Origin of the sequence: Actinacidiphila glaucinigra, assembly GCF_900188405.1 — a bacterium.
In the GTDB taxonomy this organism is placed as follows: Bacteria; Actinomycetota; Actinomycetes; order Streptomycetales; family Streptomycetaceae; genus Actinacidiphila; species Actinacidiphila glaucinigra.
Window position 1 is genome coordinate 46,090 of record NZ_FZOF01000011.1, and the last position, 21,532, is coordinate 67,621.

Annotated in this window: 20 protein-coding genes and 1 tRNA gene; 9 read left to right on the plus strand and 12 right to left on the minus strand. The window is 69.7% G+C overall.

Going from position 1 to position 21,532, the window contains the following annotated elements:
- Positions 1-154 precede the first annotated feature (154 nt).
- Positions 155-1,021: a helix-turn-helix transcriptional regulator gene (locus CHF15_RS22530; protein ID WP_089225668.1), complete on the minus strand. Its 867-nt coding sequence runs from the start codon at positions 1,019-1,021 to the stop codon at positions 155-157.
- Between the two features lie 447 nt (positions 1,022-1,468).
- Here CHF15_RS22530 and CHF15_RS22535 point away from each other — a divergent pair, with 447 nt between their 5' ends.
- The 3 genes from CHF15_RS22535 to CHF15_RS22545 all read left to right on the plus strand — a co-directional run bounded on the left by CHF15_RS22535 (position 1,469) and on the right by CHF15_RS22545 (position 3,771).
- Entirely contained in the window at positions 1,469-1,942 is a 474-nt protein-coding gene (locus CHF15_RS22535; protein ID WP_089225669.1) for a VOC family protein, read from the plus strand.
- Between the two features lie 146 nt (positions 1,943-2,088).
- On the plus strand, positions 2,089-3,528 hold the full coding sequence (locus CHF15_RS22540) for a dihydrolipoyl dehydrogenase family protein (protein ID WP_089225670.1): 1,440 nt from the start codon (positions 2,089-2,091) through the stop codon (positions 3,526-3,528).
- Between the two features lie 168 nt (positions 3,529-3,696).
- A tRNA-Met gene (locus CHF15_RS22545) sits at positions 3,697-3,771 on the plus strand.
- 308 nt (positions 3,772-4,079) lie between these two features.
- Here the strand turns inward: CHF15_RS22545 and CHF15_RS22550 are convergent.
- Both CHF15_RS22550 and CHF15_RS22555 read right to left on the minus strand, forming a co-directional pair.
- Positions 4,080-5,840: an ABC transporter ATP-binding protein gene (locus CHF15_RS22550; protein WP_089225671.1), complete on the minus strand. Its 1,761-nt coding sequence runs from the start codon at positions 5,838-5,840 to the stop codon at positions 4,080-4,082.
- A complete protein-coding gene (locus CHF15_RS22555; RefSeq protein ID WP_179279913.1) occupies positions 5,840-7,285 on the minus strand; it encodes an ABC transporter transmembrane domain-containing protein in 1,446 nt (481 codons plus the stop codon). The genes CHF15_RS22550 and CHF15_RS22555 overlap by 1 nt, the downstream gene beginning before the upstream one ends.
- Positions 7,286-7,401: 116 nt before the next feature.
- On the opposite strand from CHF15_RS22555, the gene CHF15_RS22560 reads away from it, so the two are divergent.
- On the plus strand, positions 7,402-8,322 hold the full coding sequence (locus CHF15_RS22560) for a GNAT family N-acetyltransferase (RefSeq protein WP_179279914.1): 921 nt from the start codon (positions 7,402-7,404) through the stop codon (positions 8,320-8,322).
- Here the strand turns inward: CHF15_RS22560 and CHF15_RS22565 are convergent.
- From CHF15_RS22565 to CHF15_RS22580, 5 genes are all read right to left on the minus strand, one after another.
- Entirely contained in the window at positions 8,307-9,770 is a 1,464-nt protein-coding gene (locus CHF15_RS22565) for a hypothetical protein (protein WP_089225674.1), read from the minus strand. The genes CHF15_RS22560 and CHF15_RS22565 overlap by 16 nt on opposite strands.
- Entirely contained in the window at positions 9,767-10,969 is a 1,203-nt protein-coding gene (locus CHF15_RS22570) for an arginase family protein (RefSeq protein WP_089225675.1), read from the minus strand. The genes CHF15_RS22565 and CHF15_RS22570 overlap by 4 nt, the downstream gene beginning before the upstream one ends.
- On the minus strand, positions 10,969-12,165 hold the full coding sequence (locus tag CHF15_RS22575; RefSeq protein ID WP_089225676.1) for a diaminopimelate decarboxylase family protein: 1,197 nt from the start codon (positions 12,163-12,165) through the stop codon (positions 10,969-10,971). The genes CHF15_RS22570 and CHF15_RS22575 overlap by 1 nt, the downstream gene beginning before the upstream one ends.
- Positions 12,166-12,268: 103 nt before the next feature.
- Positions 12,269-12,439: a hypothetical protein gene (locus tag CHF15_RS45005; protein WP_158689739.1), complete on the minus strand. Its 171-nt coding sequence runs from the start codon at positions 12,437-12,439 to the stop codon at positions 12,269-12,271.
- 87 nt (positions 12,440-12,526) lie between these two features.
- Positions 12,527-13,507, minus strand: a complete 981-nt coding sequence (locus CHF15_RS22580) for a phosphotransferase enzyme family protein (RefSeq protein ID WP_089225677.1) — start codon at positions 13,505-13,507, stop codon at positions 12,527-12,529.
- A 107-nt stretch (positions 13,508-13,614) separates the two neighbouring features.
- Between CHF15_RS22580 and CHF15_RS22585 the strand changes: the two genes are divergently transcribed.
- Together CHF15_RS22585 and CHF15_RS22590 are read left to right on the plus strand one after the other, a co-directional pair.
- The gene (locus tag CHF15_RS22585) at positions 13,615-13,917 is read left to right on the plus strand and encodes a hypothetical protein (RefSeq protein ID WP_143681615.1); all 303 of its coding nucleotides are present in this window, start codon (positions 13,615-13,617) and stop codon (positions 13,915-13,917) included.
- Between the two features lie 20 nt (positions 13,918-13,937).
- On the plus strand, positions 13,938-14,972 hold the full coding sequence (locus tag CHF15_RS22590; RefSeq protein ID WP_089225679.1) for an aKG-HExxH-type peptide beta-hydroxylase: 1,035 nt from the start codon (positions 13,938-13,940) through the stop codon (positions 14,970-14,972).
- A gap of 134 nt (positions 14,973-15,106) precedes the next feature.
- On the opposite strand, the gene CHF15_RS22595 is transcribed toward CHF15_RS22590, so the two are convergent.
- Both CHF15_RS22595 and CHF15_RS22600 read right to left on the minus strand, forming a co-directional pair.
- Entirely contained in the window at positions 15,107-15,751 is a 645-nt protein-coding gene (locus CHF15_RS22595) for a dihydrofolate reductase family protein (RefSeq protein WP_089225680.1), read from the minus strand.
- 207 nt (positions 15,752-15,958) lie between these two features.
- Positions 15,959-17,005 carry an aldo/keto reductase gene (locus tag CHF15_RS22600; RefSeq protein WP_089225681.1) on the minus strand — a complete coding sequence of 349 codons (1,047 nt, stop codon included), beginning with the start codon at positions 17,003-17,005 and terminating at the stop codon, positions 15,959-15,961.
- 119 nt (positions 17,006-17,124) lie between these two features.
- On the opposite strand from CHF15_RS22600, the gene CHF15_RS22605 reads away from it, so the two are divergent.
- Positions 17,125-17,676 carry a TetR/AcrR family transcriptional regulator gene (locus CHF15_RS22605; RefSeq protein ID WP_089225682.1) on the plus strand — a complete coding sequence of 184 codons (552 nt, stop codon included), beginning with the start codon at positions 17,125-17,127 and terminating at the stop codon, positions 17,674-17,676.
- Between the two features lie 495 nt (positions 17,677-18,171).
- The gene (locus tag CHF15_RS22610) at positions 18,172-19,461 is read left to right on the plus strand and encodes a tachylectin-related carbohydrate-binding protein (RefSeq protein ID WP_089225683.1); all 1,290 of its coding nucleotides are present in this window, start codon (positions 18,172-18,174) and stop codon (positions 19,459-19,461) included.
- Positions 19,462-19,695: 234 nt separating this feature from the next.
- Here CHF15_RS22610 and CHF15_RS45010 read toward each other — a convergent pair whose 3' ends face one another.
- Positions 19,696-19,869, minus strand: coding sequence for a hypothetical protein (locus CHF15_RS45010; protein WP_179279915.1), 174 nt, complete (start codon positions 19,867-19,869; stop codon positions 19,696-19,698).
- 171 nt (positions 19,870-20,040) lie between these two features.
- The gene (locus tag CHF15_RS22615; protein WP_089225684.1) at positions 20,041-20,349 is read right to left on the minus strand and encodes a hypothetical protein; all 309 of its coding nucleotides are present in this window, start codon (positions 20,347-20,349) and stop codon (positions 20,041-20,043) included.
- A gap of 162 nt (positions 20,350-20,511) precedes the next feature.
- Between CHF15_RS22615 and CHF15_RS22620 the strand changes: the two genes are divergently transcribed.
- Complete coding sequence (locus CHF15_RS22620; RefSeq protein ID WP_089225685.1) at positions 20,512-21,507, plus strand: helix-turn-helix domain-containing protein; 996 nt, start codon at positions 20,512-20,514, stop codon at positions 21,505-21,507.
- The last annotated feature ends 25 nt before the right edge of the window (positions 21,508-21,532 follow it).

The window sequence follows — 21,532 nt, forward strand, 5'->3', positions numbered from 1 at the left end:
GGCGACTGTACTCAGGCCACTTCGCCGACCGGCCGCTGGCTCACGGGATCGGTGGTGTTCCGACGCGTTCGGGACGTGGGCGCCCTTGGCGCTGTGACCGCATGGGTCGGCTCGCCACTGACCACCAACCCGCCGAACCTGTGCGGTCACCGCACTAGGTGTCCGGGTTGTCGATCTGGTTGGCCAGGGCGCGCAAGGCTTCGGAAGCCGGTGAGCCGGGTTCAGCTGTGCTCACGAACAGCCACTGGTCCGGGTCACCCGGAAATATGAGGGTCTCATAGTTCAGGGTGAATTCGCCTACTACGGGGTGCCGGTAGTGCCTCGTGCCGTGGGAGAACGCCTCCACATCGTGCGCGGCCCACCATCGACGAAAGTCCGCGTCCGCCTCCGAGAGTCGATCGATCAGCTCGGTCAGCTGCGGATCGTCCGGTCGCCGACCCGCATACAGGTGCAAACCGGTGACAACCATGCGGGCGGCCATGTCCCACTCGACGAACAGTTCACGCGCCACCGGGTCGAGAAACATGAATCGCGCCAAATTGCGCTCGCAGATCGGCATGGTCTCGAAATCGGCGAATATCGCGCGTGCCAGCGCATTCAGGGCGAGGACGTCCATGCGGCCGTCCAGGATCATCGCGGGAGTGTCCCGAAGTACCTCGAGCAGTGCGTACGCGCCCGGACGCACCCGACGTGGAAGTGCGGACCGGCTCACTGTGACCACGGACTGCGGCCTGGCCAGGGCGAACAGATGCGCACGCTCGACGTCATCCAGCAGCAGAGCGCGTGCGACGGCCTCCAGCACCGCTTCGGAGGCATTGCCCACCCGTCCGCGTTCCAGACGGATGTAGTAGTCCGCGCTCAATCCGGCCGAGAGGGCAACCTCCTCACGGCGCAGTCCCGGAACACGGCGACTCGGTCCCGGTGTGACCCCGGCCTGCTCGGGAGTCACCCGGGCGCGCCGCGACCGCAGAAAGTCGCTCAGCTCCTTGTTGTCACCCGAAGCGGACGACGCCTTGCCCATATGTCGAGGCTAGCCCTCGGTGCGCCATTCCAGCAAGACGACCACTGGAAAGGGCCACGTCCGGAAACAACAAAACGGAGCCGTACCATTTCCTGCCGGACAGACGACTGACCTCGATGGGCGGAGGCTTTTTCGGTAATCGCGGTGCATTGAATCTCCCGCCACGTCCGTCGGGCGGAGACGACGTACCGCGAGCGCGGCCTGCCGCTGGTGGTCGCACACTCCGCCGTCGTCCAGGCACCGCCTCGAGGCCCGCGCCGGTGAGGCCGCCTGCGTTCCCGCGAAGCCCCCGCCACCCATTACTCGGCCGTGGGGCTGGGGGGACCTGCCAGTACCTGGACCAGTGGGCCACGGCCGAAGCAGGCCTGCTGCACCACTCCCAAACGCCCTCCCGGCTGGTTCTCTGGAATTGCACGCCGACATCGTCAAGGAACAAGGAAAGTCCCCATGAATCTGAAGCTCGAAATGATCGTGCTGCCCGTTTCCGACACCGACCGGGCCAAGGCATTTTATGAGAAGGCCGGATTCCGCCTGGACGTCGACTACACGGCCAACGAGGAATTCCGGGTCGTGCACCTCACGCCGCCCGGCTCCGAATGCTCGATCATCTTCGGCGAGGGAATGACGCCCATCGCACCCGGCTCGTTCCAGGGCCTGTATCTCATCGTCTCCGACATCGAGGAGGCCCATGCGGACCTCGCCGGACGCGGCATCGAGGTCAGCGAGATCTTCCACGACGCCGGCGGCCTGCTCTACCACGGCCACGAGGACGGGGACGTCACCCACCGCGAGCCCGGCCAGGAGCGGCTGCCCGGCATCCACCCCGAGCGCGCCTCCTACGGCTCCTTCCTCACCTTCAGCGACCCCGACGGCAACGGCTGGGTGCTCCAGGAGGTCTCGCAGCGCCTCCCCGGCCGCTGACAACCCCACCAGCCACCGTCCCAGGGCCGCGACGGGCCGTCGCCCGCCGCCCGGCACGGCGGCGGGCGGCGGCAAACGCGGCAGGAAACGAGCCGAACCAGTTCACGGAAGCAATGACCAACGCGACAGTGAGGAACACAGCAGTGATGAACGAGACCACCCGCACCTACGACGTGATCGTCATCGGCGGGGGGCCGGTCGGCGAGAACGTGGCCGAACGCGCCCGCGCCGCAGGGCTCACCACCGTGATCGTGGAGCGCGAACTCCTCGGCGGCGAGTGCTCGTTCTGGGCCTGCGACCCCAGCAAGGCTCTGCTGCGGCCGGTGGTGGCACGTGCCGACGCGAGCCGCATTCCCGGACTCGACCCGGCGGTGGCCGGCCCGCTGGACGTCGAGGCGGTCCTCGCACACCGCGACAAGATGTCCTCGTACTGGAAGGACGAGGACCAGGTCGACTGGCTGAACTCGGTCTCCGTCGATCTCATACGGGGTCACGGCCGCCTCACCGGCCCCAAGCGGGTGGCCGTGCAGACCCCGGACGGCGACACCATCGCCCTGACGGCCCGGCACGCCGTCGCCGTCTCCACCGGCACCCGCGCCGCCCTGCCCCCCATCCCCGGACTCGACACCGTCCGCCCCTGGACCAGCCGCGAGGCCACCAGCGCCGACAAGGTGCCCGGCCGCCTCGCCGTCGTCGGAGGCGGTGTGGTCGCCGTCGAGATGGCCACCGTCTGGCAGGCCCTCGGCTCCCAGGTCACCATGCTCGTCCTCGACAACGGACTCCTCGAGCGGATGGAACCGTTCGCCGGCGAACTGGTCACCGAAGGACTGCGCGAAGCAGGCGTCGACATCCGCTTCAACACCACCGTCACCTCCCTGACCCGCGACGGCGGCGAAGACGGCGAGGTACGGATGACGCTCTCCGACGGAGGGCAGCTGGTCGCGGACGAGATCCTGCTGGCGACCGGCCGCGCCCCGCAGACCCGCGACGTCGGCCTGGAGACCGTCGGTCTCACCCCCGGCGACTGGCTGACCGTCGATGACACCTTCCGCGTCACCGACGTCGACGGGGGCTGGCTCTATGCCGTCGGCGACGTCAACCGCCGTGCCCTGATGACGCATCAGGGCAAGTACCAGGCCCGCATCGCCGGCGCCGTCATCGGCGCCCGCGCCAACCAGGAGCCCGTCGACGACGCTCCCTGGGGCGCGCATGTCGCCACCGCCGACCACGCGGCCGTCCCCCAGGTGGTCTTCACCACTCCCGAGGTCGCCTCCGTCGGCCTGACCAGCCGCGAGGCCGAGCGGAGCGGGCGCCGTATCAAGGTCGTCGACTACGACCTCGCCCACGTCGCAGGCGCCCACCAGTACGGCGAGGACTACCGCGGCAGGGCCCGCATGCTCGTCGACACCGACCGCAACACCGTGGTGGGCGTCACCTTCGCCGGCCCTGGCGTCGGGGAACTGGTGCACTCGGCCACCATCGCGGTCACCGGCGAGGTGCCCCTCGACCGGCTCTGGCACGCGGTCCCTGCTTTCCCCACCCTCGGCGAAGTCTGGCTGCGGCTGCTGGAGACCTACCGCGGCTGAGCTCGCCCCGGCCGGCATGCGGGCCGTCCTGGCCCGCTCTTTGCCGGGTGACCGGGTCGTCTGCAGGTGAGGTGGGAAGCGCTCCCCTGTCCCCGTGGCCGGTACCGGCACGCCTCCGCGATAAATCCCTGCACGGTCGGCCCGAGGAGCGTAAGCTGACTGCACCGACGCGGGGTGGAGCAGCTCGGTAGCTCGCTGGGCTCATAACCCAGAGGTCGCGTGGTTCAAATCCCGCCCCCGCTACGAACATCCGGCCCCTGCCCGACTTCCGTCGGGCAGGGGCCGGAGTCGTGTGTGGCCGCTTGGAGCGGCCGAGGCTCCGGGAGCGGGGTTCTTCGTCCCGTGAGCCCCAGGGCACACGGAGCCCGCCAGGGCGACGTCTGGTTCGTTCATGAAGCCCGGCGTGTCGGGGGCCACGCCGGGCCGCTGTCGACTATCGAACAGCCGCCCCGGGTCTCGCGCAGTTCCAGGACCTCCATACGGGTCACGTAGGGATCCTGAACCGCACACGCGGCCTGACCACCACCCAGACGTTCGTCGTAACGGCAGGCTCAGATGTCCAGTGGAGTGCTCTGATTGTTCTCCCACGCTCGCCACAGCGCCGCATACCGGCCCTGACGATCAAGGAGCTCCTGGTGGTCCCCGGTCTCGATGACACGGCCTTCATCCAGCATGACGACACGGTCGGCGGTGCGCGCGCTGTCCAGTCGGTGCGCGATCGAGATGACTGTGCGTCCGGCCAGGAGGCCGGCGAGGCCGGAGTCGGCCTCGCGTCGCTGGGATCCGTCGAACATCGAAGTGGCCTCGTCGAGGACGATCACCTTCGGGTCCTTCAGGATCAGGCGTGCGAGGGCGAGTTGCTGTGCCTGCGCGGGGGCCAGCTCGTGCCCGCCGTCTCCGACCACTGTGTCCAGGCCGTCGGGCAGCTCGGCCGACCATCCCTGGGCGCCGACCGAGGACAGGGCATCGGTGACCTGCTGCCTGCTCGCTTCCTCGCGCCCCAGCAGCATGTTCTCGTAGACGGTGCCGGCGAACACGTGGTCCTCCTGGGTGACCATCACGACCTGGTCGCGCAGCGCGTGGGACGTGAGCTCATGCGGAGCGTGTCCGTCCAGGGTGACCGTGCCCACCGAGGGCGCGTAGACCCCGGCGACGAGCAGCGCGAGCGTGGACTTCCCCGCACCTGAGGCGCCGACCACGCAGATCCGCTCCCCCGCGGCGATGTCGAGGTTCACTCCGCTCAGCACATCGATGCCGCGGTCGTAGGCGAAGGACACTTCACGGAGCACCACGCGTCCGTCGCCGAGTTCCACGTCCTTGTCACCGCGGTCCGACGGGATGAGGCCCACCCCGGCGATGCGGGCGAACGCGGCACGGGACATCTGCAGGTCGCCCCACCAATAGACGAGGTCGTCGAGCGGGTCGACGAGGAGGGTGAGGAACATCGACACGGATGCGACCTGGCCGACGCTGGCCCCTCCTCGGGCGGCCAGCAATCCGCCGACCAGCACCACGCACAGCACCGGCAGTTGGTAGCCGAGCTGAACGAGGGGAAACCAACGGGTCCGCAGCCGCAGGGGCACGAGTTGCGCGTCGCGCGCCTCGCGGGCGCTGAGTGCCATCTTCTCGCGGCGTGGGGCGCGGATCCCGAGTCCCTCGACGACACTGGCGCCCTGCACGGTCTCGATGACCGACGCGTTGACGGTGCTGTAGGTCGCCAGCTCGGTCGCGAAGGCGGGGCGTGCCCGCCTGGTGAACCAGCGGGTCGCGGTGACGATCACCGGGAGGCCGAGCAGGCAGCAGAGGGCGAGCTTCCAGTCGACGACGAACGCGGCGGTCAGGGAGAGCAGCACGCTCAGGGTGCCGGTCATCACTTCGGGGATGCCGATGCGGACGAAGTCGGCGACGGTCTCGATGTCGTGGGTGGTCCGTGAGGCGATGTCACCGGTGCTGGTCCGCTCCACGGCGGACAGCGGCAGCCCGAGCACACGGTCGGTGAATGTCGAGCGCAGCTCGTGGAACACGTCCTCGCCGAGGACGAACGCCATGCGGCTGGCGATCCACCGGGTCACGGCCTGGGCCAGCACGCTGGCGGCGATCCCGAGGGCGAGCCGGTCCACCTGCGCGGCCTGGCGCCCCCCGGCGACCCGGTCGACGAGGACGCCGAGCAGCCAGGGGGCGACGAGCCCGGCGGCGACGGCGGCGGTGTGCGCCAGGGTCAGGAGGACGATCGGCCGCCGGTGGGCGGTCAGCAGGTGCCGGACTTCACGCCGGACGGTCGGGTCGTCGGCGATGGGCAGAGTCACCGGCATCAGGCACTCACCCGCCGGTCCGCGACCTGGGCCAACGCCGCGCTGCCGCTGATCACGACGGTTGTCAGGCCACGACGCTCGGCATAAAGGCGCTCCGCGACACTCGCCTCGGTGACGGCGTCGACCGCCGTGACCGGATCCACCAGGATCAGCAGTTCGGGCTTGGGCAGCAGGGCGCGGGCCAGTGCGATGCGCTGACGCTGACCGCCGGAGAGGTTGCTGCCCGCTTCCTCGACCTCGGTGTCGAGGCCCGAGGCAAGGCCTTTGACCACGTCGTCGGCCGCTGCCGCGTGGAGGGCTCGCCCGATGGCGGCGTCGCCGTGCCGTGTCGCGGGGTCGACGACCTCCCGCAGGGGGCCGGCGAAGAGGTAGGGCACGGCGTCGGCGAGCACGGCGCCTGTTTGTGCCTTGGCCAGCCGACGGGCGAGTTCGGAGCCGTGGCGGCCCATGGTGTCGACCACGGTGAAGTCGCCCCGCTGGATCCAGACGCCGCTGGCGTGGTCGGTGATGCGGTCCCCGGCGGCCTCCGCCGCGGCGAGCGGCTCCTGGGTGCCGCCGACCGCGAGGATGCTTCCGATGCGCGTTGCTGCGGTCCTGGCCGCCGCGAGGGCGCTGATGGCGCCGGCCATCGCTCCGATGGGCTGGACCAGGAAGGCGGCGCAGCCGTAGAGCGCGACCAGGTCGCCCACGGCGAGCGTACCGGCCAGTGCGAGGCGCGCGCCGAACCAGAGCACGGTCACCAGGAACAGGCCGGGGAACAGCACTTGGGCGGCGTCGAGGAGCGCGTGGGTGCCGGCCACCGCGATCCCGGCCTTCCGTACCTGCTGGGACCTGGCCGCGTAGCGCCGTCCGGCGATGCGCTCGCCGCCGATGCCCCGGAGCACCCGCAGCCCCCGGGCGATGTCGCTACCGGCCACGGTGAGCGCGCCGAGCAGTTCACGGTGAGCGGTCTGCCGCTCCTCGAGTGGGCGCAGTGCCCGCCCCAGGCAGAACACCAGCGCGGGGACTCCGAAGAGCACCAGGCAGCCGAGCAGCACGGAGCGCCCCAGCAGGTACACGGCGATCACGGTGTAGGCGCCGCACGCGCCGAGGAGAGAGGCCAGGGCCATCGGCAGCGCCGCGATCGCCGGGGCGTCCACGGACAGTGCGGTGGCGACCTCGCCGGGGGCGAAGGTCCGGGACACCGGCACGGCGGCGTCCGCGACGTGCCTCGAGATCCGGTCGACCAGGCGGAAGTTGACGGATATCTGCACGCCGCCCAGGATCCTGAACCGGCTGACGCTGCCGCCGATCCGTACGGCGAGCAGGAGGGCGAGCACACCGCAGCTGCCGAGGACGGCCTGGGACGAGTGCGTCAGCGCGGCGTCGAGGGCGCCGCCGACGGTGATCGGCACCAGGCTCTCGGCGGTGCCGGCCAGCACACCCAGCAAGATGGCGAGCGCCATCCCTCGGCGATGGCCGGCCAGAGCCCAGCCGATGAACCGAAGGGTGCCTGTCATCGCATGGCCTTTCCGGTACCGCGCGGGCTGTCATGCCGGCCCAGTTCAGATATGATCATCAAATGGACTTTTCTTGGCGGCCGTTGAGCACGGAGGACGTGCTGCCCTGGGCGGATCTCCTGAACCGCGCCGAGCGTGCCGACCGGGTCGGTGAGCACTACGACCTCGAGGACATCGCCGGCCAGCTGACCGAGCCCGGCCTCGACCTCGGCCTCGGCACCTTCTCGGCCTGGGACGGCGAGCGGATGGTGGGGTACGCCCTGGTACGTCCGCGCTCCTACGGCCAGGGCCGCCCCGCCCTCGCCTACGAGGGCGTCGTCGACCCGGAGTTCCGCGGCCGCGGCATCGGCGGCGCGTTGCTCGGCTGGGCAACGACACGCAGCGCCGGACTCCCGGAACCGGCCGGGCTTCGCGTTCAGGCGAGCGATCGGGTGCCGGGATACCGCGCCCTGCTCGAACGGCACGGTTTCGAGCCCAGCTCCTGGCTCGTCGACCTCGAGCGTCCGCTCGACGCCGAGCCGCAGACGGTGGCGGTACCCGACCCGGCGGTCGTCCTGGCAGGCATCGACTCGCTGCCCGAGGATCCGGTCAAGGCCTGCTATCTCGACGCCTTCGGTGCCTCGGAGCTGGACTGGGCCAGACTGAGGAACACCGCAGCGTATCGGCCGGACCTGTCCTTCGCCGCCGTGGACCAGGCGCGGGGGGAGGTCGAGGCGCTCCTGCTCGCCTGCTACTTCACGGCCGACGCCACAGCACGCGGCGTGCGCGAGGTCTACATCCAGAGTCTGGCGGCGCGGCGACGGGCGCGGGGACGCGGTCTGTCCGAGACGCTCCTCGCCCATGCCTCGGCGCAGTACAAGCGTGCCGGCTACCAGCGCATCGCCGTCGGGCTCGCGGTGGACGGTCCCGACGCGGACCTCACCGGGTACCGGCAGGCGGGCTTCATCCCCGTACAGCACTGGACCGTCTACTCCTGCCCCTGACCGGCCATGCGCATCAGGTCCACCGGGCGCACATCCGGGTAGTCGCGTCGCAGCGCCGCGAAGTCCGGATAGGCGGCGAGTCGGCACATCGTCTCCAGTGTCGCTCGCAGGGACGGCCCGCCCCGCGATCCCATGGCGACCTTGAACAGGCCGCGTCGTTCGCTCACGCGCGGGAGGATCGTCTCGTACCGGTGCCCCCGGAAGCCGAAACTCGATCCCCAGGTGAGGAGAAGCCGCTGCCGCCGGACCTCCTCGTTGATGACCGCGAGCAGCAGTCCGTGGTTCTCGATGGTGTCGTCCGCGAGCCGGCACACCACGAACGGCCCGTGCCGCAGCGGCGCACTGCCGTGCAGAGACGGGTGGGCGATGCGGGAGAACAGGCCGTCCTGCCCGCTCACCGCCTCGGCGAGCGCCTGGTTGTGCAGAAAGACCTGCCCGGCATGCCGCGCCGTCCAGCCCCGGTCGAACACGAATGCCGTGTCCATGGCCGCCAGGCCGTCCATCGAGGGCGCCGTACCGCCCAGCGCCCGGGCCGTCCGCAGGTAGTCCGCGAACTGCCCGGCGCTGGGTGTCCCGGCGTTCTCATGACAGGAGTACACCGAGACCACGCCCGCATTGGCCAGTTCGAGGCCCTGCTGGTCCAGCTTGAGCCCGGAACGGACCTCGACGACCAGGTGGGGCAGTCCGTCCGGCAGGGCGGAAAGGAAACGTTCGGTCGGCCAGGTGAACGAGGCCAGGGTGTTGTCCAGGATCAGCGTTCGGGGGCGGGGCGCGGCCGAGCGCCAGGCGTGGACGAACGCGGCGATGTCCATGACGGAAGCGTCCCAGTCGTAGCGGACCGGTTCCACCAGCAGAGCCTGGTAGCGGCCGGAGGCGGTCGCGCCGTAGAGGTCGCCGAGGCTCTCCCAGCCCGTCGTCTCGCCGCGGCACAGTTCGAGCAGCATGTCGGTCTCGAAGTAGCTGCTCCACGCGCCGAGCCGCAGCGGCGCGTCGTGGGTCGGCTGGGTCATCGCCCGGTGGCACTGGAGCACCGCCGACATGGCACCCATCGCGCTGGAGAACACCACGTGCTCACTCGACCAGCCGGCCGCGGTGCCCGCGTTGCGCGCGATCCGCTCCTCCAGGTGTTCCGCGGTCGCGCCACGTTCGTAGCTGTGGTGCAGCAGGGCACCGGAGGGCAGCACCTTGGGCACTCCGTGTTCAGGCGAGCGGAAGTGCTCGTCGGCACACTCGTGTGCCCGCCGCAGGATGGCTCGGCGCAGAGCGACGGCGATCCGGTCGAGTTCCCGCTCCGTGACGTCGGGTGGCTGGTGGAGCGCGTCGGCGGCGACGGCTCGCGCGTCGTCGACGACCTTCGTCAGTGGCGGATACTCTTCGGCGCCGGCCGCGATGGCGAGTTCGGCGAGGACCTGGGCCTCCAGACGGCACTCTTCGCTCTCGGTGTTCACCCGCGCCCTGCTGTGGCGGCGTCGATGGTCCGAAGCACGATGTCGGCTGCCACCAGGCCGGACTGGTCGGAGGAGTCGGCGATGAGCTCGACGAGGTCCATGCCGACCACGCGCCGCGCGGCGCACAGACCCTCCAGCAGCGTGACGGCCTCGGTGTGGGTGAATCCGCCGGGCAGCGGTGTGCCGGTGGCCGGGATGAACGCGGGGTCCACGCCGTCCACGTCCACGGTCACGTAGTACGGGAGGTCCTCGGGCAGGTCGGCGAGCACCTCGTCGATCGGTACCCGGGCGGCACTGCGGCCGCTCCACCGGGTCACCTTGGGGCTGGGCTCGGTGTCCGTTGCGGTGAGCTGGCGAATGCCGAACTGGACCACCCGCTCGACCCGCTCGTCACCGACCACCCAGCCCATGAAGTTCCCGTGGTGGCAGTCCTGCCGCCAGTCGTCCTGGCGAGGACCCGCGTAGTCCGCGTGTGCGTCGATGTGGATCACGCCCAGGCGCGGATGCGTCCGCAGCACGCCGCGGATGGCGGCCAGAGCCAGGGAGTGGTCGCCCCCGAGCATGACGGGGAAACGACCGGCGCCGGTGATCCTCGACGTCAGTTGTTCGGTGACGTCGAAGGCCTCGGCATTGCGGGTGAGCACCGAGCCGACGTCGATGTCACCGAGATCGGCCAGCCGTACGCCGCTGAGGACCCGCCGTCCCCGGGCGGGATCCCACATACCGGTCGGGGATCCGGCCTCGGGCCGGTACTGGAAGAGTGAGCCGCTCACCCTGCGGAGGTAGTCGGGACCGAAGCGGGATCCGGGTCGGTGCGATGCGCCGACATCGTAGGGAACACCGAAGACGACCACGTCGCTGGTGCCTCCCGCGAGAGCCTCGGCCACCGAGAGCAGCGGGCTCTGGAACAGGCCGCCGGTGCCGGTCACCGCACGGCCCGCGGGGTTGTGGGCCACCAGGACGCCGAGGTCCTCCAGGCGGGTGACCGCCTCGGTGAGCACACTGCCGTCCATGCCCGTGCCATCGGCGACGGCCGCGACCGTGGTGGGTACCGCGAACTGGTAACCGAGGGTCGCCATGGAGGGGCCGAGGGAGATCTCACGTCCCTCCGCGGTGAGCCAGAAGGTACCGGCGCCCGTGCGGACCAGGTCACGGTTGAGCACGAGCATCCTGGCGTCGGCCGTCAGACGGTCGCCCATCAGAACGCGGCCGTGGTGAGGCGCGACAGGCGCCGGCCGTCGAAGGAGTACTCGGTCGGCGGCGGGAGCCGGTTGAAACGCCGCGAGTTCGTCATCGTGTACGCGCCCGACGCAGTCATCACCAGTCGGTCGCCCGGTGCGACGCGGGGAAAGTCGAAGCGTTCGGTCCGGCCGAATACGTCGGTGCCGAAGAAGTCGTTCTCGTACAGGGTGTTCCCGGCGATCAGGCCGGGCTCGGTCGGCGCCACGTCGCCGTCCGGATCCGCGGACAGCACGGTCGGCTTGTGCCAGGGTGCGAGGTTCCAGGCGGAGGTGTCCACGGTCACCACTCGCGTTCCGTAGTAGTCGTGGTGGTCCTCCACCGAGCGGACCGTGGTGAACAGGTAGCCGTACGCCGCGAGTACCGCTCCGCCCGGTTCGCAGCGGAAGCTGATGCGACGTCCGGTACGGCCTTGCCAGGCGGCGACCATCTCGGCCATCCGCCGGAAGGCCGCGATCGACCGGCCGCGGTCCGCGTACAGGTGGAAGAAGCCGCCTCCGAGGTCGATGACCTCGAGATCGGGCAACGCCTCGGCCATCGTCAGCGTGTAGTTCACCTTGTAGAGCAGGGACTGCGCGGTCATCTGTCCCGTGTGCATGTGCAGTCGTGTCAGTCGCAGCCGATGGCGAGCAAGGGCCGCGTGCACCGCCGGCTCGGTGACCGACACGCCGAAACGGCTGTTCGACCCGAACGTCGAGTCGCTCTCCAGCGCCCCCGGCAGCGGGATCCGTACGCGTAGCCCGACATCGGTGCCCGGATGGTGTGCGCCGTAGAGGTCGATCTGCGCGACGGAGTCCAGGTCGACAGTGACGCCCGAGGCCCGGAACCGTGCGAAGTCGGCTGCGGAGAAGGCCGGTCCGGTTGTGGTGATCTCGTTGAACCCGGCGGCTTCGGCGAGTTCGAGCTCTCCGGGGCTGGCCACATCGGCGCCGACACCCAGTGACGCGAGGTGGGCCAGGACCTCCGGTGTGTGGCATGCCTTCGCCGCGATGTTCAGTGCGGCGCCGGGGACGACCGAGAGATCCTTCCGGATGCGCCGGACCGTTCGCTCGATACCGACGAAGTCGTAGACCAGGGCCGGCGTTCCGATCTCGCGTGCGGCGTCGAACAGCAGGCGTTTGGGCTGCGAGAGCAGCGGTTCGACGGTTGTAGGCATCCCCAAGGCACGGCCCCCGTGAGTGCTGGAACAGGAGAGCCTGGTGGGGCCGGTTGCCCAGCCCTACCAGGCTTGTTGTGCTACGACGGCGCCGAAGGCGTCGTCAGGTGCGCGGGCGGCTTCCGCCCAGCGGGCCCACGTTCATCTCGATCGGCCGGATACCGGCCTCCTCGAGCTGGTGCACTTCGGTCAGGTCCACGGCGTCCAGGTCCCAGTCGGACGCCTCGAACGCTGCGGCGAGCTTGACTTCCAGCTCGTTCAAGGACGTTGCCACTGCAGCCTCCTGTCATACGACACAGATGCGGCCATGCCACACCCCACCCCCGTGTGGGAGGTCCTCCGGACAGTAGACGCGTTCAGATCATCTGTCCATCAATGGAATCCGGACAATTGACAGGGCGTCAGGCTCGATTGTGGCGAGGTCCCGAAGGAACGCCCGCTTGTGCGGATTGGACCAATCATCCCATTCATCCGCATCGACCAAGGTCCAGGTTCCCCACTCGGTGATGAGGTAGCGCAGGGCGGTGGGCCACAGCTCGATCTCCGCCGCGGAGAGGGAAACCCGGGCCAGGTACTCATCGGTGAAGACCTGCCACTCGGCCGGGGTGAACAGGCGCGGAGGCGCGGAGGGAAGCTCATTGTGGAACAGGAGTGCCGCCATCGCGAGGTCGATGATGCGCGGCAGGTAGTCGGCGTTGTCGGGGTCGACCAGTACCGGCCCGTTGTCCGTGTACACCAGGTTGTTGGCCTTGAAATCGGTGGACGCGGCCACATGAGGCAGCTCTCCGTCCCGGATGGCGGGCAGCGTTTCGGCCATGAAGGAACGGTGCCATGGTGCGGATCGAGCCAGGACGGCCTCCGCGATGTCGGGCGCCCGCAGTGTCAGCACCCGGCGCAGATCCTCGATCTCCGCCTCCACGTCCGCGTCGTCGTGCTCGGGCCACTCGAAGCTCGGCAGCTCCGGATCCCGCTCATGCGCGTGCGCGTGCATGCGGCCGAGCAGCGCGCCGGCGGCGGCGATGTCGGCAACCGACCCGTCGTACGGCCGCCCGGGGATCCACGGGTAGGCGACCCAGACGCGTTCGCCCACGAGCGCGGGGTTTCCGGGCAGATCCAGTGGAGTGACGACCCCGATGCCGCTGTCCGCCATCGCCCGTGTCCAGCGCCCGATCGCGGCGGCGGCGGGCAGGTTGCGGGTGCGCTTCACCGCCGACGGAGTTCCGGCGACAGTGGTGCGGAAGACGGGGGCGTAGTCGTAGCACGACTCTTCCGGCCGGTCCTGCTCGGGGATTCCGAAGTGCTCGAAAACCTCGGCGTGCTCCGCGGCCTTCTCCCGGTCCATGGCTCTCCTTTCGTCGGAACGAGTCACTGTGCCCGATGATCGCAGCGCCCTTGACGGGCACTTGGCAAGTTGGTGACACTGAGCGCCTTGCGTCGATCGGGGGATCCATGGCGGAACAGGGCAATGCCGGCGCGTACACCAAAACTCCCGGCTGGACGCTGAGCCCTTACCACGATCTGTCGCACGCCTTCGTGTTCGTGCGCGAGCCGATCGCGGTGCTCGTTCTGGACCGGCTCACCTTGCTCGCGCTCGAACTGTGCACCGGACACTCCTGGGATGCCGCGGTCGAGCGGTTCGCCGAGATCACCACGCGTGATCCCGAATCGTCCCAGGCCAGGTCAAAGTTCCAGCACTTGGCCCGGCAGTTGGAGAGGCAGCGTCTCATCGCGCCCACCGGGGCGGCGGCTTGAACGGGAACACCGTGGCAGCGGTGGAACGCGCCCTGGCCGCCGGACCGTACGGCGACAGCTCTTCGCTGCGTGCCGACTCCGACGCGTTCTACGCCGGTGTCACCGACCTGTTCACCGACGTCTTCGACGAGGTCGAGCTCCAGTGGCCCTGGCCATCGACCGCGCAGGCGCGCATCCTGATCCGCGGTGCCTTCGACCGCGTGATGCCTCGCCTCTCCGCGGATCCGGAACAGGCCCGGGACCATGTCGCGGCAGTGCTCGCGCTGATCGCCGAAGCCGGCGCCGAGCCCCAGGATCCGATCTCGGACGGCCCGACGCCGGTCGCACTCCGGCACCTGCGAGGCACACTGCTCGGTGAGGCGATCCAGTCCGGGTTCCACGCCACCATGAGATCCGACGGCCATGCCTTCAAGATCGAGCCGCTGGTGCCGGACGGCCGGGAGCAGGCGGCGATGGAACTCCTCGCCGAACTGCTGCCGGTCATCGGGCCCTCGACGATGTCTTTCGTCACGGCTCTGGGGGTGTTCACCGGCGAGCAGCTCACCAGCGCCTACGCGGCCGCGACACCAGGGCTCGTCTACGTCAGCGAGTCCCTGCTCGGCGATCGGCTGGAGACGGCCGATGCCATCCTCCACGAGTGCCTGCACCAGAAACTCGCGGAGATCGAGCTCACCAGGCGGGTACTGCGAACCGGCTACCGGGACGAGGACGCCCACCACATCGTGATCCCCTGGGGCGGCCCGGACCGGACCTTCAGTGTGGACCGCTCCCTTGGGGCCTTTCACGTCTATGTGCACGGCGCTCTCCTGCATCTGGCCGCCGTGGAACGGTCGCACCCCGACCTCGATCCGGACGATCTGGCGGCAAGGCTCGGGATCCGCTGGAACCGTGCCGCGTTCTTCGCCTCCGCGCTCGCGACGGCGGAGTCCCAAGCCGAACTCGGGCCGGACGGCCGTCGTCTGGTGAGTTGGCTGACGGAGTTGAACGACCAGCTCGGCCGGTGCGGAGATCTGAGCGGCCGCACCCTTTCCTCCGCCCGGGCCGGCCTGGACTGACGCGCTGCCCGCCGACCCTGGGTACTCCCCGCTCCCCCGCACGCCAGGGCGCCCGCATCCGGAGTGAAGGGGCGCCGCTGGGGAGGGGTGGACGCCCCCTCGCGCTCGTGGCCTGAGCACGGGGGGGCCTCGTGTCACCGTCGCCAGAACAGGTGGTGCGTCACGCCGCTCGCACTGGGCACGACCTCCAGGTGGAACCGGTCGAGCAGCTCGTCGGGGGACTCCCACAGTCGCAGTCCGGTCCCGAGCTTCACCGGCGCGACCGCCACGTGCAGGGAGTCGACCAGGTCGGCGTCGAGGAACTGCCGGATGGTGGTGACCCCGCCGCCGAGCCGGACGTCCTTGCCCTGCGCCGCTTCACGTGCCCGTTCCAGCACCGTGGCCGGGTCCCCGTCGACGAAGTGGAACGTGGTGTCGGAAAGCGCGAACGAAGGGCGCTCGTGGTGGGTCATGACGAACACCGGAGTGCGGAACGGGGGCTCCTCTCCCCACCAGCCGAGCCACTCATGGTCGTGCCAGGGCCCGCGCTGGGGTCCGAATTTGTTGCGGCCCATGATCTCGGCACCGATGTTGCGGGCGAAGTCCCGCGTGAAGTAGTCGTCCAGGCCCCGGCTGCCTCCCGGATCGGTCCGGTTCGGCCAGCTCGCCGTGGCACCGGCCCAGCCGAACAGCCTCTCGGGACGGTCACAGCCGAACGGCCTCTCCAGACTCTGGTGCTCACCGGCACCGATCCCGTCGCTCGAGACATTGAAGTTCATGACTCTCAGCAGTTGATCCACGTCGTTCCTCATCAGGTTCTGTCGCGTCACCGGGTGGCGAGGCGCCCCACACCATGACGTCGAACGGAAGACGACCGGATCGACAGGGGCCCGCAATATTTTTCCGTAGCCGTCAGGACGCGGCCCCACCCGCGGTGCGGCCGAAACGGACATGCCACCAGCGTGAGCGTGACGGCGAGCAGCACCTGCCCCGGTTCGGCCACGCGGTCAGACGTTGGCGTAGCCGGGGATGCGGGCTTTGATGCGCTCGAGTTCGCGGACGTCGGAGATGCCCTGGAAGTCGTGGCGGGGGGTGTACGGGGTTTCCAGGCGGCGGGCCTCCTCGTCGGTGATGTCGAGGTCGAGGGACGCGACGGCGTCGTCGATCTGCCGGATGGTGCGGGCGCCGACGACGGGGGCGGCGACGACGGGGTTGCGGCGCAGCCAGGCCAGGGCGATCTGGGCCCGGGTGCGGCCGCGGGCGTCGGCGATGGCGCCGACCTCGTCGATGATCTGCCGGTCGCTGTCGGCGTTGGTGTAGAGCGTGTCGGCGTAGGCGCCGTCGGTCGCGGCGCGCTCGCCGTCGTTCGCCTGGCCGTAGGGACGGGCGAGCCGGCCGCGGGCGAGAGGGCTCCAGATCATGGTGGCGACGCCCTCGTCAGCGCAGAGCGGAAGCATTTCGCGTTCCTCCTCGCGGGCGAGCAGGTTGTAGTGGTCCTGCAGGGTGGCGAATCGTGCCCAGCCGTGACGTTCTTGCAGGTGGAGGGCCTTGGCGAACTGCCAGGCGTGCATCGAGGACGCGCCGAGGTAGCGGGCCTTGCCGGACTTCACGACGTCGTGCAGCGCTTCCAGCGTCTCCTCCAGCGGCGTGTCGCTGTCGAGGCGGTGGATCATGAAAACGTCCACGTAGTCGGTGCCCAGACGGCGCAGGCTGTGGTCGATCTCGCTCATGATCGCCTTGCGGGACAGGCCGCCGCCGTTGGGGCTGCCCGGGCGCATGGCGTGGCGGACCTTGGTGGTGATGACGATGTCGTCGCGGTTCGCGTAGTCCTTCAGTGCGCGGCCGAGGATCTCCTCGCTCGAGCCGTAGGAGTAGAGGTTGGCGGTGTCGAAGAAGTTGATGCCCGCTTCCAGGGCGTGCTTGATCAGAGGCCGGCTGGCCTCTTCGTCCAGGGACCAGACGGGGTGGCCTCGGTCGGGTTCGCCGTAGGTCATGGCGCCGATGGCGACCGGGGAGACATCCAGGCCGGTGCGGCCGAGTTTGATGTAGCGCACGAAAGGACTCCTACAATGGAGGACGACAGTAAGCGGAGACCTCTCCGCTTGACCTCGATCACGTTAGCGGAGAGCTCTCCGCTTTGCAATGGACGGCCGTCCGAACTCCAGGAGGATCCATGCCCGACGCCGCACGGCAGCGCTCCGATGCGCTGAAGAACCGGGAAGCCATCCTCCAGGTCGCCCACGACGCGCTCGCCGAGTCCCCGGACGCCTCCCTCAACTCCATCGCCAAGCGGGCGGGCGTCGGCGCCGGCACGCTCTACCGGCACTTCCCCACCCGCGAGGCGCTGATCCTGGAAGTCCACCGCCGCGATGTGGAGCGCCTTGTGGACTCAGTGCCGGGCCTGCTCGCCGCCCATGCCCCGCTGGACGCGCTGCGGCACTGGTTCACCACCCTCGCCGCCTACGTACGCATCAAGCACGGGCTCGGAGAGGCACTGCACTCCGCCGCGGCTCAAGAAGTCGTCAGCGCCTCATGGCCGCCGGTCACCGCCGCCGTACGCGGGCTCCTCGACGCCTGCGAACGCGCCGGCGAGGTACGACCCGGTATCGACCCCGTCGACGTGATCATGCTCATGAGCTGCTTGTGGCGTACCCCCGACACCCCCGAAGGCGCCGCCCAGGCCGAGCGCCTCCTGGAACTGGCCATCGACGGCTTCCGGCCGTGAACCCGCCCGCGGTCACCCCTTCGCCGACCTGGGGTGCGGCTACGGATCGGACCCGCTGATCGGGTCCACGAACGTCCAGGAGATCGAGCGCCTCCCCGTCGACGGCCGTTCGTCACGACCACGGGGCCACCAAGCTTAGCGACCCGGTCGGTGGAGCTGCCGCGCACAGGAGCCGCCCGGCCCCGAGCTGACCGGCACCGCCCGGCACCTCCCGGGACCGCACAGGCTCGATCCGACGTGACGACAAGCCGCCGGCAGGCGGCGATCTCCGCGACCGCGCGACCTCATTACCCGGTCGACGTGCCGTCAGGACGCAACAGGCCAAGGACCTTTACGTCCATACGTCTTCTCTTCCAACCCGCCTGGCCTGCGACGAAAGTAGTGCGAGCCACCGGGCGCCACCCCGATCGATCCTTCACAGCTGCACCTGCAGGGCAGCTGTTTGGGCCAGGGATGCGCCCACGTCCGCCCGACTTTCCCACCGCAGGAGAAATCATGAAGCTGGGCCATGCCATCCGCCGTGCCACCGCCGCCGTGGTCGCCGTCAGTGCGATGTCCCTCGGCTTGGTCGCCACCACCGCCGGGAACGCGCACGCCGTCGCGTCGTGCACCGGTGACGTGTCGATGTACGGCACCCTGTCCGACGGCCGACTGACGTACACACAGATCGAGCCGAACACCGGCGACCGCGTCAAGACGCTCATCGGCCCGAACCTCGGCTTCACACCCAAGGCGATGGCGGCCCTCAACTTCAACACGGTCCTGGTCACCTCGACCACCGGCGACCTCTACCGGGTCGACGTGCAGACCAACAACACGTCCCTCACGGTCGCCGGCGTCGTCAAGATCTGGGACGGCGGCTGGACCTTCGACAAGCTGGTCTACGACGGCGCAGGCCACCTCTACGGGACGGTCGACGGCCAGCTCCACCAGTACCTGGTGTCGCAGGCCAAGCCCTCAGGCTCGGCCCACATAGGCCAGCACGTCGTGATCGACACCGGCTTCGTCCTCAAGACACTCGCCGCCGCGGGCGACGACCGCATCGTCGCCTCGACCTCGGACGGCCGGCTGCTCAGCTACAAGATCAACGGAGTCAACGACTGGGACAGCGCCGTCCTGAAGCCGAGCGGCTGGTCGGCGGTCGACTCGCTCTCCTCCCCGGGCGGCGGCCTCTACTACGGCCGCACCAACGGCGGCATGTACTGGTACCACGACTCGGACCCGACCGACGGTGACGGCAGCGACATCGCCTACCACTCCGACGACCCGGTGGACGCGTCCGGCTGGACCCAGAGCCTGCTGTCGGCCTACGCCAACAACTGCGCCTACGTGGCACCGACCCCGCCGAAGTCCGTCCAGGGCGGCACCATCTACCGCAACGAGGTCATCGCCCGGGCCAAGGACTGGTACAACCGCAACATCCCCTACAGCCAGAGCGCCTACGCCACCGACGTCGACGGCGACCACTCCTACCGCACCGACTGCTCCGGCTTCGTCTCCATGACCTGGCACCTCACCAGCTCGCTGACGACCGAGACCCTCCCCAGCGTGAGCACGCAGATCAGCAAGGCCGACCTCAGGCCCGGCGACGCGCTGAACGACTACTCCGACCACGCCGTCCTCTTCGCGGGCTGGAAGGACCAGGACGCGGGCACCTTCTACTACTACGCCGAGGGCAGCACCGCCACGGACATGAACTACTCCACCGCGAACGTCTACAGCGGCAACATCGGCGGCCACCCGGCCTCCTCGTACGTCGCCCTGCGCTACAAGAAGATCGCCTGACGCCCCACACGACGCCGTGAGGGCCCCGCCGTTCACCGGCGGGGCCCTCACGGCGTCCGGTCTCCCGACCTTCGCAGTCGGCCGTCACCCCTCGGAGGCCCGGCGACGCCGAAGGGCGGCGCTCCCTCGGCTCGAGGGGCACCGCCCTTTGCACGCCACCGGCGTCGATACCAGGTGTTCGCCTGCCGGAGGTTCCATGAGCTGCACGGGGAGGCGCAGCGGGTCGTGGGCGGCCTACTGCCAGCCGGCGTCCGCCGGGGTGACCTGCCAGCCGGCGTCCGCGACAAGAACGGAGGAGGACGGAACCGCGTCCGCCATGGACCGGAGCGTGACCACCGGGGCGGCGAAGGCCACGGCGAGGACGAGGGAGGAGACCGCGGCGACCTTGGCGATTCGGGTGCGAAGCATGCCTGTGTCCGTTCATTCCAGAGGAGAGATACGGGGTCCGGTCCGTTCTCGCGTCCCGCGGTGACGCTCGGCCAAGCCGGTGACCAATAGGTTCGTCGCAGCTCAAGCCTGTGAGAAGAGCTCAGGGATGGACGGAAAGGGCCTTGGACTGATGCGTCCACACGGGCCGGTTCAGTCCCCCGTCCGGGGTGCGAAGGCCTGCGGCATCAGCGGTACCCCGACGCCGGTCAGCCGCGCTGCCGCCAGCTCCCTTACGTCACGGAGCAGTCGGCGACACACCCGCAGGGCTCGCTCCTCCGCCTCGTCGAGCCCCTCGGCCAGCAGATAGAAGCCGAGTGTGAGTTCGGAGGGAGAGGCCGTGTGCAGGGCAACGTGCTCGACGCGGTCACGGGGAACAATCGCCGACCGCACCAATGCCCGGACATCCTGCGGCAGTTCCTCGTGCGGGGGCAGTTCCAGATGCGCGTGGACCAGATACATGCGCTCCAGAGTCTCAACCGAAGGCGTAATCAAGTCGCTTTGTGCACTGGACCGTTGAGGCCCTGGCCGGTTCCGTCCTGTTCCTGGGACGTTCCTCCGTCCCTCTGCGAACATCTTCGTCGAGCAGGGGGATGCCGTGCGCAGGAAAACCAGGGGGAACACATGCTGACCGCTCTCGGAATCGACTCCGTCACGGAGACGGTGTATCGCGCCATGCTCATAAACCCGGCAGCCGGTGTCGCGGTCCTCGCCCACGACGTGGGGCTCTCCGTGGAAGAGGTGGGCAACGCCCTCGACACACTGAGCGAGCTGGCGCTGGTGCGCCCCGCCTCCGGGGACGCGGGCCGCCTCCGGGCTGTCTCACCCGACATCGGCATGGAAATCCTGATGGGCCGCCAGCAGGCCCAGCTGGCAGCACAGCAGCAGCGCCTCGAAGCCTCGCGGGCCGCCGCGGCCCAGCTCATCTCCGAGTACGCCGAGCTCCGTCCGGCCGCCAGCCATCCCGGGGTGGAGCAACTGGTCGGCCTGGACCAGATACGCGACCGGCTGACCGTGCTCACCCGCGAGGTGCGCGAGGAGTTCCTCACCTTCGCCCCGGGCGGGCCGCAGACCGCTGAGAACATGGCTGCTTCACGCCCGCTCAACGAGGATCTGCTCGGCCGCGGGGTGCAGATGCGCACGATCTACCTCGACAGCGTCCGCACCCACCGCCCCACCGTCGAACACGCCACCTCGCTGGCCCGACTGGGCGGCCGGATCCGTACCACCCCGTCCCTGCCGACCCGGATGATCATCATGGACCGGCTGACCGCCATGATCCCGGTCAGCAGCGACGACACCGCGGCGGGCGCCGTCCTGCTGACCGGCCAGGGCACGCTCACCGCGCTGTGCGCGCTGTTCGAGACCACCTGGGAGGCCGCGCAGCCGCTCGGCGAGATCGTCCCCACCAACCCGAACGGGCTCACCGGCCAGCAGGCGACCGCCCTGCGGCTCCTGGCCGAGGGCCACACCGACGAGGCGATCGCCAAACGGCTCGGGGTGTCACACCGCACGGCCCGGCGGATCGCCTCCGAACTGATGGAGCGGCTCGACGCACGCAGCCGTTTCGAGGCCGGCGTGCGCGCCGTGCAACGGGGCTGGCTGCCGGACAGCTGCTGAACGCCCCGCGGCGTTCGGAGGTGAG